Annotated in this window: 15 protein-coding genes; 5 read left to right on the forward strand and 10 right to left on the reverse strand. The window is 40.9% G+C overall.

Features of this window, described 5'->3' with window-relative positions; genetic code table 11:
- Positions 1 to 63: 63 nt before the first annotated feature.
- Positions 64 to 1,191: a GntR family transcriptional regulator gene (locus tag AC4G47_RS15840; RefSeq protein ID WP_491101754.1), complete on the reverse strand. Its 1,128-nt coding sequence runs from the start codon at positions 1,189 to 1,191 to the stop codon at positions 64 to 66.
- 306 nt (positions 1,192 to 1,497) lie between these two features.
- Between AC4G47_RS15840 and AC4G47_RS15845 the strand changes: the two genes are divergently transcribed.
- A complete protein-coding gene (locus AC4G47_RS15845; protein ID WP_491101755.1) occupies positions 1,498 to 1,686 on the forward strand; it encodes a hypothetical protein in 189 nt (62 codons plus the stop codon).
- A gap of 108 nt (positions 1,687 to 1,794) precedes the next feature.
- Here the strand turns inward: AC4G47_RS15845 and AC4G47_RS15850 are convergent, their stop codons facing one another.
- The 4 genes from AC4G47_RS15850 to AC4G47_RS15865 form a co-directional block, all read right to left on the reverse strand.
- Complete coding sequence (locus AC4G47_RS15850; RefSeq protein ID WP_491101756.1) at positions 1,795 to 2,172, reverse strand: DUF7674 family protein; 378 nt, start codon at positions 2,170 to 2,172, stop codon at positions 1,795 to 1,797.
- A 571-nt stretch (positions 2,173 to 2,743) separates the two neighbouring features.
- A complete protein-coding gene (locus tag AC4G47_RS15855) occupies positions 2,744 to 3,994 on the reverse strand; it encodes a DUF418 domain-containing protein (protein ID WP_491101757.1) in 1,251 nt (416 codons plus the stop codon).
- Positions 3,995 to 4,076: 82 nt separating this feature from the next.
- Positions 4,077 to 4,817, reverse strand: coding sequence for a type I methionyl aminopeptidase (gene map, locus AC4G47_RS15860; RefSeq protein ID WP_491101758.1), 741 nt, complete (start codon positions 4,815 to 4,817; stop codon positions 4,077 to 4,079).
- 180 nt (positions 4,818 to 4,997) lie between these two features.
- A complete protein-coding gene (locus AC4G47_RS15865; RefSeq protein ID WP_491101759.1) occupies positions 4,998 to 6,200 on the reverse strand; it encodes an AraC family transcriptional regulator in 1,203 nt (400 codons plus the stop codon).
- Positions 6,201 to 6,382: 182 nt separating this feature from the next.
- Between AC4G47_RS15865 and AC4G47_RS15870 the strand changes: the two genes are divergently transcribed.
- The gene (locus AC4G47_RS15870) at positions 6,383 to 7,000 is read left to right on the forward strand and encodes a GNAT family N-acetyltransferase (RefSeq protein ID WP_491101760.1); all 618 of its coding nucleotides are present in this window, start codon (positions 6,383 to 6,385) and stop codon (positions 6,998 to 7,000) included.
- Here AC4G47_RS15870 and AC4G47_RS15875 read toward each other — a convergent pair.
- Entirely contained in the window at positions 6,997 to 7,887 is an 891-nt protein-coding gene (locus AC4G47_RS15875) for a LysR family transcriptional regulator (RefSeq protein WP_491106721.1), read from the reverse strand. The two genes, AC4G47_RS15870 and AC4G47_RS15875, sit on opposite strands and share 4 nt — an antisense overlap.
- A gap of 143 nt (positions 7,888 to 8,030) precedes the next feature.
- Here AC4G47_RS15875 and AC4G47_RS15880 point away from each other — a divergent pair, with 143 nt between their 5' ends.
- On the forward strand, positions 8,031 to 9,050 hold the full coding sequence (locus AC4G47_RS15880; RefSeq protein ID WP_491106722.1) for an alpha/beta fold hydrolase: 1,020 nt from the start codon (positions 8,031 to 8,033) through the stop codon (positions 9,048 to 9,050).
- A gap of 308 nt (positions 9,051 to 9,358) precedes the next feature.
- On the opposite strand, the gene AC4G47_RS15885 is transcribed toward AC4G47_RS15880, so the two are convergent.
- The 3 genes from AC4G47_RS15885 to AC4G47_RS15895 are packed head-to-tail and all read right to left on the reverse strand — an operon-like array spanning position 9,359 to position 11,011.
- A complete protein-coding gene (locus tag AC4G47_RS15885; protein WP_491101761.1) occupies positions 9,359 to 9,811 on the reverse strand; it encodes a MarR family winged helix-turn-helix transcriptional regulator in 453 nt (150 codons plus the stop codon).
- Positions 9,812 to 9,857: 46 nt separating this feature from the next.
- Positions 9,858 to 10,625 (reverse strand): pirin family protein, encoded by a 768-nt coding sequence (locus AC4G47_RS15890; protein WP_491101762.1) that lies wholly within the window; start codon positions 10,623 to 10,625, stop codon positions 9,858 to 9,860.
- 29 nt (positions 10,626 to 10,654) lie between these two features.
- A complete protein-coding gene (locus tag AC4G47_RS15895) occupies positions 10,655 to 11,011 on the reverse strand; it encodes a DoxX family protein (protein ID WP_458126938.1) in 357 nt (118 codons plus the stop codon).
- 222 nt (positions 11,012 to 11,233) lie between these two features.
- Between AC4G47_RS15895 and AC4G47_RS15900 the strand changes: the two genes are divergently transcribed.
- Both AC4G47_RS15900 and AC4G47_RS15905 read left to right on the forward strand, forming a co-directional pair.
- Positions 11,234 to 12,187: an alkene reductase gene (locus AC4G47_RS15900; RefSeq protein WP_491101763.1), complete on the forward strand. Its 954-nt coding sequence runs from the start codon at positions 11,234 to 11,236 to the stop codon at positions 12,185 to 12,187.
- 46 nt (positions 12,188 to 12,233) lie between these two features.
- Positions 12,234 to 12,728 carry a MarR family winged helix-turn-helix transcriptional regulator gene (locus AC4G47_RS15905; RefSeq protein ID WP_440119582.1) on the forward strand — a complete coding sequence of 165 codons (495 nt, stop codon included), beginning with the start codon at positions 12,234 to 12,236 and terminating at the stop codon, positions 12,726 to 12,728.
- Positions 12,729 to 12,946: 218 nt separating this feature from the next.
- Here AC4G47_RS15905 and AC4G47_RS15910 read toward each other — a convergent pair whose 3' ends face one another.
- Positions 12,947 to 13,846 carry a sugar-binding transcriptional regulator gene (locus AC4G47_RS15910; protein ID WP_491101764.1) on the reverse strand — a complete coding sequence of 300 codons (900 nt, stop codon included), beginning with the start codon at positions 13,844 to 13,846 and terminating at the stop codon, positions 12,947 to 12,949.
- Positions 13,847 to 13,972: the final 126 nt, after the last annotated feature.

The following is a 13,972-nucleotide window of genomic DNA, read 5'->3' on the forward strand; positions in this document are numbered from 1 at the left end:
GTTAATAAAAAGAAGTGGTCTGGCAGTAGTTATGTCGGATCACTTCTTTTTACTTTCTTGTTGTTATGATGATGGAATCCATTCCATTGGCACAAAGAGCTTTTTGGGGGTTCGTACGCCGTGATGTATCTGATCCAATAGCAAGGTGACAGCCTGTACACCAATCATCTTCTCGTCTTGCTGAACATAGGCAATACCATCGATCCCGGGATCATCGAACGTGACGATCGCTACGCGTTTTGCGCTCTCCCTGCCAATAGTACGGATTAACGAATAATGAGCTAAACGCGCTAGTTCAACGTCAACAGCCACCAGTGCTGTAAATCGACCATAATATTGACTTATCCAATTGTCCAATATCTGCTCTCTATTCTGTATCGATTCATTAAAAATTTCATAAGGCATCGTAAGACGAATGATATCCTCTTGTGATATACGCGCTTTCGTCACCGCTTTTTCAAAACCTGCAATTCGTTCGATCACGACACTGTGCTCCTTGGGTGGGGTAACTAAAGCAAACTGTCGAAACCCTTGCTTAACCAAATTAGTTACAGCTATATGCGCCCCCTCTATATTATTCGAGCAGACGCTTATGTTTGGCTTGTCCATATAATAACGGTCAATTAATACATAAGGACACCCTAGTTTTGAAGCTCTGTCAATCGTTTGTCGTTCATGTTCACTCCCAATGGAAAACAGCACAAACCCTACAACTTTCAACTCATATAGCTCTTCAATAGCTAGGAGTTCTTTCACTGAACTGCCTCTCGAAACACGGATAACCAACGTATATCCGTTTTCGTTGACAGCGTTTTCGATTGCATCGAGCAGACGTTGCTCCACTTTAGTGCGCATGGACGGGATGATTATTCCTATCATTTCTTTTGCTTTTGGAGGTAACGGGATGTGATGACCCTTAAGGCTCTCGTCCGTTTTTTGGTATGTCTCAATTGGTATGCGTAGTTTGAACGAGGCTTGACCAGCCACGAATGTCCCTTTTCCTTTTATGCGGACGACCACACCCTCTTCTGCCAGCCCCGCCATAGCATTTTTGGTCGTTATTAAGCTGACATGGAATTGTTCGGCCAGTTCTTTTTCCGAAGGAATTCGGTCTCCTGAACGCAGATTTCCGAGCGTAATTTGATGTTTTATTGCATGTTGAATTTGCTTGTATAATGGTATGTTTTTCATGACAATCACCACTTTTACTATACTATGTGTTCTACTTCTGGGACAACTAGTTTCGCCAAGTGAAAGCTGCTGATTATACCTACCTGTGGATTTTGTTGATAATGATTTCTCTGCATTCCGCCTGATTAGAAAAACCTACGATTCAAGCTCTTTGATTACTTTGGCAGGTACACCTCCAATAACACAATTATTAGGGACATCTTTGGATGCGAGGAAAATAATGTCGGGTTTTTGAGCAAGAAGAATTACTGCCATTCGTTGAACGTGATCAAGGTGGGAGAAGAGTTTTAATGAAGAGGACTTAAGTTGGTTAGATCTGATTACTTGTTGTGGATTACGAATATTTCTATTGCAGATTTGCGCAAGATCGTTGAGCTTACTCAAGAAGGAGATTGGATAGAGCTTTTAAGAAAATCAGCCAAAGAAAAAAGAAGGGGCATTTCGCTCCTTCTTCTCTCCAGATCAGACATTACTCCAGCAGGAAATCCTTCTTAGTTGAAGTTATTCTTGAGATTTGCTTTGATAAACTGATTTCAATAGATGCTGAAATAGACATGCAATATCCCTTATCTTTACACACACTTCAACCTGATCTCCAACACATTAATCTATAAAAAAATATTTCCCTGAGTGTAAATCTTCTATTTCTTGAGAAAGTCTTTTAGTACGTGGCTTCATATAACTTTGAGCTTTTTGCAAAATATCTGTATGCCCACCTAGATCATACAATATTGTAGTAGATAACACTTGTACAATATAAAGGCTCGATTGAGTTGCCATCCATTCAAAAAAATCAAAAAAGTTCTCAATTAGTTCTGTGTCATCATTTTCACGAAGCAATCTTTCAACGTAAGTAGCCACTTCATCACCAAAAAACACATGTCCTAGAAACTCTTGATTTAAATCCAGATGTTCTATGTAATAATCGTGGAATTCAGGGAAAAGTCTTAGGAACTGATTGATTAAAATGTCACTATCCATTCTCCAGCCTCCTATCTACTATTTCAGGCCCCTTTTAACTCAGAACTTAATATAGTATCATCTGCAGACCAATTTTCGTTTGTTCTACTGTTCTTTTCGTTTAAAAAACATCTTGCCAACAATAAGTCCCATACCAGATGAACATATCAGATAGCCAAAGAACAAAAAAAGTAAATAAACACCATGAAGATCTGCAGGAATCTGCTTTAAGCCTTCAAACCAAGCAGAACGAAAAGGATACAGGAGTGCTACCCAAATGATCAGCAAGAAAAGAAGAAAATTAATTATTTTCAGCACAATAACGATCCTTTCAAGTCCGAGTGGAAACAATCGGAGATATACGCTGTATCTTTTATTTCGTATACCTTACTCCTGCCCGTACAATATTAGTTAGCTTATGTATCAGAGTTGCTATGTTGAATCTATAAATAATTACTAATTATACTAGTAAACATTAGGGGATTTCTTATTCTTCAGTGAGTATAACAAATAAAGGTAATATAAGCACACAAAATTAATCATGAAAGACGCCATCCTAAAGGAAACAACTCGCTGCTAACCAACGTTAAAGTTAAGTGAAAAATTCGTATCTTCCATGCGCGTTTTCATGCAAATTCGTGTTCGATTTTTTCTTCTTTCTTGGCTGTCCTTTCCAGGATAGGTACGTCCAAATCCGTAGGACATACTCGACCGGCCCATTTTTAAATTTCTTGAGATATAGTGGGCTGAGCCACAATTGAATTCCGTAAACAGCAACTGCAATAATTGCTCCGATGAATACGCCAGCACGACCAAATAGTCCCAGGCCGTATCCATAAAAGATTGTCGTACAGATGACGCTCTGCATCAGGTAATTTGTCAGTGAAAGACGTCCGACCGCCTCGAACCTGCCCATCAGGCTAGAATGGCGGCTTCCCGCGTACAACAGCGCAAATGCATATATGTATCCGAGTGCAAGCAGTGTTCCCCCAAGCGTCCCGCCGATTCCCATTCCGGGCCATCCTCCCGCACCCAATTTTGGCGCCAATTCACTATATGCTTTGAGTATCAAACCAACTGGAATCAAAAATAAGGCACGACGAAGATACATATGTCTCATGGCCTGAAGATCGTTAAACGTACCCATCCTGGCAGCATGCATGCCAAGCAGGAACATCGGTATCGTCATAAGTGGGGCTAACACCAGGGCTATTAGGGCGTATGATACCTCCAATTCCCCACCGAACGGATCGCCGTTATTACTGAAATCCCTGATCTCCGCGTAGGTGCCACTACCGTATACATCCTGACTTTGAATGATATAGTTATCCGTATGAGTCGACTCAATAGATAGCGGATTCATCGGATTGGATGCCGGGAGACCAAGTAGCCCTGCTCCAACAAGTAGCAGTACCGCCCAAATGAGCAGCGTTTTGGGTTTCCGATTTAGGAACATCAGCAGGAAGAAACCGAGTACGCCGTAAAACGACAGGATGTCCCCTTCCCAAAGATAGATTATGTGCAGCATTCCGATACCAAAAAGTAATAGAAAACGTCGAGCCAGATGACACTTTGGTCGCAAATCTCGTGATTTAAGACTTTCCGACAGTTTAATCATTCCGAAGCCAAACATAAATGCAAAGATTGGCATAAAACTACCCACCACAGTGATTAGCAGGAATGAGAGGAAAGCCTGGTCTGCACCGCCAATCCCGAACAGTTGGGGTTTACTCTGGCCAAACATTCCATATTGGAAAGCCAGCATATTCGCCATCACGATGCCGGCCAGACTGAATCCACGCAGTCCATCAATTAATTGGACGCGCTTTGTTGATGTGCTCAATCAATCACCTCTGTCTATAGCATAAAGATCAGATCTACATAATAAAAAAGTCGCTAATTTAGCGACTCTTAATTGAAACACCTTAAAGGGTGACAATGATTGGGCCATTCTTAGTAAGGATAATCGTATGTTCGATTTGAGCTACATAGCTATTTTTAGTAGCAAAGGTCCAGCCGTCTCCTTTTTGGTAGACTTCTTCTTCTGAAGTTGAGATAAACGGCTCGAATGCGATAACCATACCTTCTTTTAACAATTCATCATCCGATGGATCATTATAATTATAGATGTGATCAGGTGCTTCGTGTATCGCACGTCCAACACCGTGTCCTGTAAGGTTTTTAATAACCGTTAATTCATGCTGTCTTGCTGTTTGGAATACGGCTTTTCCGATTCCGCTTTTTTTGGAACCCGGTTTTGCTTTTTTGAGACCTGCTTCAAATGCTTGTTTCACAACGTCACATATTTTCGTTAACACTTCTTCGCCTTCGCCTACGACAAAGGAGATTCCGGTATCTGCAAAATAACTGTTTTTGGAGCCAGACACATCAATATTCACGATATCTCCTTCTTGAATAACCCGCTCCCCCGGAATACCATGTGCCACTTCTTCATTAACACTAATACAAGTATAGCCTGGAAAATCATACTCACTTTTTGGAGCAGAAATGGCACCTGCTTTCTCAAAAAGCGCTCCGGCTAGATCGTCAAGTTCTTTAGTTGTTATACCTGGAAGTGTTTTTTGTACCAATTCATCTCGAATAGAGCCGACGATTTTACCAATTTCCTTCAAACCATTAAAGTCTTCTTCTGTTCTTGCGATCATTTTTTCTACCTCACTATCTTTTATCATCCATTGATTACATAAGTGTTATCTTTTCGCATAACTCAAGCAATGTAAAATAGTATACGTTGATTGAACATTAGATAATCATATCCAAAGCAGCAAAGCTTCGCAACTTTTTTATCAACATCGTGACTGTGTTTGCTCTCTTATTCCTTCATATTATTGAAGTTCAATTCTCCATCCCTTCATATATTCTGCGCCGTAAGTAAGGGTATAGTTATGAAGGAGTTTCTGTATTGCGCTTATCTGTTCTGACATAGCTTTACTACTTGTTCTAACGACAAATACAGGAAAAATATCGTTTTCCCTGAACTGGTTAATGATCAATGTCAAAGCTTGAATATCGTCACAGTTTAATGAATCCAAAGTTTCTTCCAGTGTTGATTTTTCTTCGTCAGGTCCAAATATGTCGATGTGAATCCATCTATTTCGTTCATTGCTGATCGTCTCAGGAATTTTAAATAATCTACGATGTCTTGCAAGAACGAATGCTGGATCAATGACTTCTCTGGCGCGTTCTTTCATCTCCCGTTTCTTTATATGTTGTTCACGAAATACTTTTGGTCCTTCTGGAAAGATCTTATTGAATCGTTGATAAAAATACCTGGGCGAAGAAAAACCACTCTCGATTGATATTTCTACCAGACTCTGTTCGGTCGTTAATAATTGTTTAATGGCCTGCTCAATGCGTAAGTAATGGAGCAAGTTTTGCAGCGTATCGCCTATCAATAGCTTGAATTGTGATGATAAGTAATCCAAATTTAAATATTCCTCTGTATGTTTGACGATGTCATTCAAAGATGCTTTGTTCATAAACCCCCTTTGATTAAACAAATAATCATATATTCGTCCTATTCGTTGCAGCTTGGTTGCGTTCCCTTCGAACATTCTTTTCGCATCAAAATTCATAATGCACAGGTCCAGCAAATGTTCGACTGTATTCTTTAAACTTAACAATGGCACTTCGCTCGAAGTTAAACTTGGAGTAATTAACGTGCATATTTCTTCAATGATTCCTTCTACTCGTTCTAAACCTAGATACGCTCCTGGGCTAAATTCATGCGCAAACCAGACATATGATAAATCCGGGTAATATCCTTTTGCAAATTCAGCATCGATATTTATTTGCAGTACCACATTGTTTTCATCGGTCTGCCATAAACGGTGAACTTGATTGATATTGAAAATTTCTATTGTACCCGCACCTAATGTTCTTTGCTCATCTGCAATGGCAACATGAATACTACCTTCCAACACAATCGCTACTTCGATGGAATTATGCCATCGGAACGGTTCATCTTTAACTTTTAGAAACTGTACGTTCACGGGAGAACGGTGGGCCAAATAACCCGTAGCACTCATCCTGTATTTTCCCCTTTCACTACAAGTTAACTAATCATAAGCAATACACGAGCAACATAAGAAGAAATCTAAGAAATGTACCAACAACTCAAAGAAATGTGAATTGTTCACGTTGCTTCATTTTAGGAAAATGAATGATAGAACATCTATTAACTCTTATGTGAAGGATTGGGGAGATATCCATGAACCAAATTGAAATCACACAGCAGCTTCATGTACAACAACATGAACAAGTTGCTCATTTATTTTACGAAGCTTTTCCATTGAAAGTTAAACATCTGTGGTTTTATGCAAAAACGAAAGAACAAGCAGTCAAGCTATTATCTCAGTCTATTCAATTTGAACAAGGCATATATGCATTAAGAAATGAAGAAGTGGTAGGATTTCTCGGATACAATATTGGAAAAAGAGCATTCACACCAGCCAATTATAGAGCTTTTCGGAACGTGTACTCCCCATTTGAAGCGACTTGGCGATTTTTATGTTATGCATTTTATTTAAAATTTCATTTGTATCACGAAGATATCTTGCATATTGACCCTATTGTTGTATCAGAAGAAGCTCGTGGCCATGGAATAGGCAAATTGTTACTAAGTAAGGTGGAACAGCTCGCAATGAATCAACACATGACTAAGATCAATTTGGAGGTTGTTGATACGAATCCATCAGCACAAAAATTATATGAGCATTTCGGTTATAGGATCCAAAAAGAACTGAAATCCGGCCCAGTTACTGCAAAGGCTGGCTTCAACAAAGTGATATTTATGCAAAAATGCTTAGAGGGCACGAAAACAATCTAATCAATAGCGATAACCTCTCTTGCTGCCTCGATGAAAGATAGTAGGATTGGTGAAAGCCACTTGTCTTTGTGCCATAACATCTGTGTGTACACGTGCAAGTCTGGAATTTGCCATGGGAGGGCAACTAAATCGCCCCGTTTAACTTCTTCTTCCGCTGTTATTTCAGGAAGAAAAGCAATACCAATACCTGCAATGGCACATTGTTTGATGGCTTCGGCATTCTGAAATTCCAAGTATGTAATGGTATCCATGCCTTTTTGCTCAAATGAACGATCAAACATGGTTCGATAAGTACAGCCCTTTTCATTCGTCAGAAACACTTCTCCGTGAAAATCCTCCAACTGAAGTACAGTTTGATTCGCAAGTGGATGGTCTGGGGCCGCGAAAAAGCGGAATGTTTCTTCGATCAGCGGTTCGACGGCAAGTCCAGTTGAGCGAATGGATTCATCCAACATAAAGACAACATCCGCGGTTCCCTCAAAGAGCGTTTGCTTGAGTTGTTGATTGGGAACGGAACGGAAGATGAGACGAACTCCCGGATGGCGCAAACGAAATAGACGAAAGACAACTGGAAGTCGATAGGCGCAGAGTACCTCGTTGGCACTTATCGTTATAGTGCCGCTCAGTTGTTCATTGTCATGAACCTCACTGCGAGCTTCCTCCAGTTGATCCAGAACGCTGTGCACATGCGTTAAAAAACGTTTACCCGCAGTAGTCAGCACGAGTTGTTTGCCTAGTCGGTCAAAAAGACGAGCGCCAAGCTCATTCTCCAATGCTTTAATTTGCATCGTGACGTTTGAAGGGACATAATTCAACGCTTCCGCAGCCCGAGTGAAATTCAACGTGTATGCCACTGTGCGGAACGTCGTTAGTTGGCGCAATTCCATCATTCAATTCCCCTTTACTTTCAATAATATTGAATACTGCATTGATTTCTATTCACTTTTATTGAGAGTACCACAGGCCTATACTGACAACAAGAAATTACATTTTACTTATGTAGTTTCATCTTGAAGGGAGAGACAAAATGATGGAATATGAAATTTTTAATTTGGGTGACGTGACCTTGCAATCCGGAGTGACATTACCGAACGCTTTTCTTGCGTATAAGACGTATGGAAAATTAAATGAGAAGAAAGATAATGTCATCATCTATCCAACGGCATTTGGCGACCAGCATGTGCAGAATGAATGGTTAATTGGAAACGGCATGGCACTCGATCCGGAGAAATACTTCATTATCGTGCCGAATCTATTAGGCAACGGGTTATCTTCGTCCCCTAGTAACACGCCTCCCCCATTTGATCGGGCTAATTTTCCTCAGGTAACCATCTATGACAACGTGACATTGCAACATCGACTAGTGACCGAAAAATTCGATATTCAAAAGATTGCTCTCGTCGTGGGTTGGTCCATGGGAGGCATTCAAGCATTCCAATGGGGAGCAACATATCCCGACATGGTAGAACGCATTGCGCCGATCGCTGGAATTGCCAAGCCGTGGCCTCAGACCTTAGTGGTGCTGAATGGAGTCAGCGCCCCGCTTATGGCTGTCGCTCAGTTCGAACCAAGCAAACTCAATGATTTGACTTCTGCAGACTTGCGCGCTGTGGGTCGTACTTATGCAGGATGGGGATTTTCGCAAGCATTTTATAGAAAGGAGCTCTATCGTGAGTTGGGATTTGATTCAGTCGCATCGTTTGTGGCCGACTTCTGGGAGCCTGTGTTTATGACGATGGATCCACACAATGTCTTGACCATGTTATGGACAGGCCAACATGCAGACATTAGTGTCAACCCCTCCTATAATGGGGATTTTGATCAGGCACTCAAAAGCATTCAAGCTCTTGCCTACGTTATGCCAGGAAGCACGGATCTCTTTTGTACGGCGGAAGATAACGAATACGAGGTTAAGCTCATGCCTAATGCGGTGCTAAAACCTATCCAATCGATCTGGGGGCACTTTGCCGGTCGGGGAATCAACAGTGCGGATAATACATTTATTGATGACAACCTCAAACAATTGCTCACGCTTAGTGTAAATGGATAACCAAGTAGGAAACCACTCGTGCTTTCATCAAAATGATTTCCTTTCACATGGATAAATGTGGCTTTCGATTTGTATATGCCTCGGAAGATCTCTCATTCCATATGGATTAATATGCTAAAAAAAACGAAGGGAACTGCCTTCGTTTTTTACTACCTATGACGTCAAATTAGTTTACTATTCATTGTGTGTTTCTTAATAGCAGGTACAATGGTTGTTGCCCATACAACTCGTATTGGTACAACATTTTTTCAATAATTTGTTGAGGAGAACCGACTTTCTCTTCGAATAATTCTTCATATGAGCTCAATTCATGATTTGGTATGACTGGGGCCTAATCCGATTTTCTTGAGAAGATTAGTTAACTGTATTTTTTCTTCATTGGTAATATAGGAAAGATTCTTAGAAATTACCTCAACGTGTTGAGGAAAGATCTCTTTAAATAAGGCTTGACCTTGATCTGTAATGACTACATTTGATGATCGGCGGTCGGTTGGACTTGGTTCCCGTTTTACTAATTCTTTCTTTTCAAGCTTATCTACTACATATGTGATACTCCCACTAGGGATAGAAAATTTTTCACTTATATTTTGAACCGTGTGTGGTCCCTTATTATAAAGGAGTTCCAAAACCATGAAGTTCTCGTTACTAATGCCATAACTTTCTATATCTTTTGTAACATCATCAAAGACCGTTTTACTTGCTTTTATCCACACACGGAAAAGTCTTAAATCAATCTGACTTTGTTCATCTCCTTGAAACATGTAGCGAACCTCCTAATTAGATGACTACAAGAAAAGTCACCATTGGTTATCTTGGTTTATTATATAAAGGATACGCAACTTCTGTAGGAACTTCAATGAGTACAATTCTAAGGTCTTGATCTACAGCTTTTATGATGATTCTCTCTTCTTCCTTTGATTGAGTGATCATAAAGTCCTTATGTGAGAAATGAGTGGGTTCCCCTGTATCTAAAGCAAGCGTTCCATCCCCTCTAATCGCTAAACTAGCCAACGTACGGTTCAGGGAAAGGTTATGCGTGTATACCTTCCCTTGTGGAATAAATACATCCCACATTTGGGCATCTGTCACGATTTGCATGGGAGAATCGTTTCCTAAAACTTTTTTGATCTTCACATCGTCTATATATACTACCGAAAACTGATTAGAATCGAATTGTACATAAACAGGGGGACGTTTAACCGCTTGACTTAAATGAGGTTCAAACCAGATTTGAAATATTTCTGTTGGTTCCTTCAAAGCCTCGCCATGGTACACACCAGAGCCTGTTTGCATCAGTTGGGTTCCCCCTTCTTCTACAACACTTTCCGTACCCAGTGTATCCTGATGATATGCCTTACCTTTAATGACATAGGTGATGATTTCGAAACCTTTATGTGGATGCAAACCGATTTCTGCAGGTTCCTGAGAGTGAGCCCAAGCCCAGTAAAATAAGGGACCTAGACGAGTAATGATGGATCCTTCTCCAGAAAAACCAATAGGTTTTTGTTCTTGTATTTTACCGCCATCGAACTGACCACTCGCTTGATCTCCAGGTTTAATAATTTGGATTCCCATTATAATCTCTCCTTAGATTAACTCACTACTCACACAAACAAAGATCCGTAATTGATTAACAATACAACTAATCCCAACACTAATAAAATGATCGGCATGAGCATTTGTTTCAATTGATCCTTAACTTTAATGTGAGTAAGGATGGCACCGATCATCGTTACAACGATGACTAAACCACCCCAAGCAGCTAAATTTTCACTCCAAATACCTGCAATAACTAAACCTGCTGCAATAACTTCGATCAGTCCAGTAAACACTCGAAACGCTCCGGGATATCCATAATGCTTGAATCCCTCCACCATCTGCTTGGACCCAAACTTCATAAACCCAAACATAAGGAACCCTAACCCCAATATGACTTGCAGAACAATGGATAGAATACTCATAAATTCAATCTCCTCTTTACCCTATAATTATTTATCCTAACACTAGGATGAATATATCCTATCATTAGGATATATGGGTGTCAATTAAAAAGTTGATTTACCTTCTTACATATTGTCCGCTTGAATCTTGAATGCAATCTTCTCATTGACAAATCAAATATTTGTTTGTTAATTTTGTCTTTCCGGAAACATAAATACGGAAAAATCGAGAGGAATTTTCATATGAACACAATTTGGACACCAGTATCCGTAGGGAATTTGAATTTGCAACATCGCTTGGCTCTTGCTCCAATGACTAGATCCCGTGCGCTTTATGATGGTACCCCTGGAACACATAGTGCAGAGTATTATGAACAACGCGCTTCAATGGGTCTACTCATTAGTGAAGGAACTCAGCCATCCGAGGATGGACAAGGTTATTTAACTTCCCCAGGTATCTATACAGATGAGCACATAAGAGGTTGGAAACAGATTACAGATCGCGTACATCAGGCAGGAGGATATCTGTTCATTCAGCTTATGCATGCAGGCCGGATGTCACATCCAGAAAATACACCACATCACCGTCAACCCGTTGCTCCTTCAGCTATTGCTCCCAAAGCACAGATGTACACTGCGAAAGGCATGCAAGATATTCCTGCTCCGCGTGAGTTAAGTCTGGAAGAGATTCAAGAAACGATTCAGGACTTCCGTAAAGCAGCCGCAGCTGCGATAGCGGCAGGTGCTGATGGTGTAGAAATTCATGGAGCAAACGGTTATCTTGTACATCAGTTTATTTCTGAAAATGCAAATGTACGCACCGACTCGTATGGAGGTTCAATTGAAAATCGCGCTAGATTTGCCATCGAGGTAGCAAAAGCTGTAGCTGAGGAAATTGGAGCAGGTCGCACAGCAATTCGACTCTCTCCCGGGGTTCCTTTAGGCGATATATCTGAAGGCACAGACGGGCCTAAAGTATATGAATACTTGATTTCTGAACTTGCTAAACTTAACTTAGCCTATCTTCATATTCTGCATGGTGGGGATGAAGATCATCTTACAAATATTCGTTCAGCTTGGCCTGATGTACTTATTGTTAATCGACCAGGACGTCCTTTGGAAGAACTCGATAGGGACTTGAAGAATAACTTGGCGGAGGCATTTCCATTTATAACTCCCTCACTTTACAAGTGTTGAATTATTCACTACGCTTATAGAAGCACAAGCGGAAAGGTGAAGAGTGATGAACAACTTTGAAGAAGAACACAAACCAGACTCTAATACATCTCATGTAGAAAAAGAAATGCAAGTCATCCAGCAATTCCCCATTAACTTTGCGGTTTTTTCCATGGCGAGATCACATCGTGGTTTGGCTGCGCACTTGTTGCGTGAAGTTGGACTGTTTACTGGTCAAGAAATTATGTTAATGCAATTAGGAGAGCAAGATGGACAATCGCAGCAGAGTCTAGGACGGACGATGCGCTTGGACCATTCAACGATTGCCAAATCCGTTCGGCGATTAGAAGAGTCTGGCCTGGTCACTCGCTCTAAATCGCCCAAAGATGGGCGCGTCACGCTAGTTACACTGACTGAAAATGGCCGACAACTCGTTGACGAGGCTGTTGCCGTTTGGACAAAAATGGAGGAAGCTGCATCACAAGATCTCTCGGAACAAGAACGTGAGCTGTTAATCTCGGTATCTCGAAAAATTTCATCCAACCTAGAGGGTTTCCTTTAGGACTTAACCCCCCCCTCCAAAGGTGCATTTGACTTCTTCTACCTTAAAGGGGGGGTATTCTAAACTCCATATACAAAACTCACATAAAATTACTTCATTGGGCGATACTACCCAGAAATATATTCTCCGGTTTGGAGTTGAAGGCCAATGAAATCCACATCTAATATCAATACCTAGCACCAAGATGTTTGAAATCGATAAATGATGATCCTCGAACATCAAATTTTCGTAATTTGACTTGCTGTGACTTCATCCGTAATGAGCATATTAATATACCCTCCTCGCAAAGCAGCCAGGATGCAGTCGATTTTGTGCAGACCAAAAGCCATGCCCACCACCGTTTTAGTCTTCTTTAACTGCTCCAGTCCAAGGCCAATGACTCTATGATTAATGGGATGTTCGGTGATTGTACCTTTACGAGTAATAAACACAGAATTAATATCCGCTACCGTATGGAGTGCTTCTAATTCAGCTAACACTTGCTCATTCAGATAACCCGATCGTTCCATCGTTGACATGGAATACGGATTTCCGATCCCCACCAGAGCGAGATTGATATTCTCCCCCTCTTTAAGAACGGCCGAAATATTAGGCATGCCAACAATTTGCTCCCTTAACTCTTCTGTTTCCACAACGGCCGGAGCATATAACGTATCACAGGTTACGCCCATTTTTTTGGATAACTCATAGGCAATCTGATTGGAGTGCATTTCATTTCGCGAATTCCCTGTTCCACCCACCAGTGGAATGATTTTGACATTCTCTTTTTTCTCCAAAGGGAACTCTCGCACCATATGATAGAGCGTATTGCCCCATGAGACACCCACACGGTCACCGTTTTTAATCAGTTTTTGGACAAATTGAGCAGCAGCCTTGCCTACTGCACTCGACAACAACTCTTTATTCAGATCCTTGGTTGGAACGACCAGCACCTGTTTGAGGTTAAATAAATCTTCCAGTTTTTTCTCCAATTTGGACGTTTCGTAATCATCATCGTGAATGACAATCTCAATAATGCCCTCTTCCTTCGCACGCTGCAGCATCTTGGAGATGACTGGCCTGGATACACCGAGCTTCTCCGCAATCTTCTCCTGTGTCCAGGATTCATAATAATACATCTTACAGACTCTTATCATATTTTTGCGTTCGTCTATATTCACATATAAGTCCGCCTTTTGCGTTTAAATTTCCCTTCTTACACATTTCCCACTATAAAATGGGATTCGCGGCGGAGTCAAGCCAGG

Source organism: Paenibacillus sp. Negev47 (assembly GCF_058313655.1).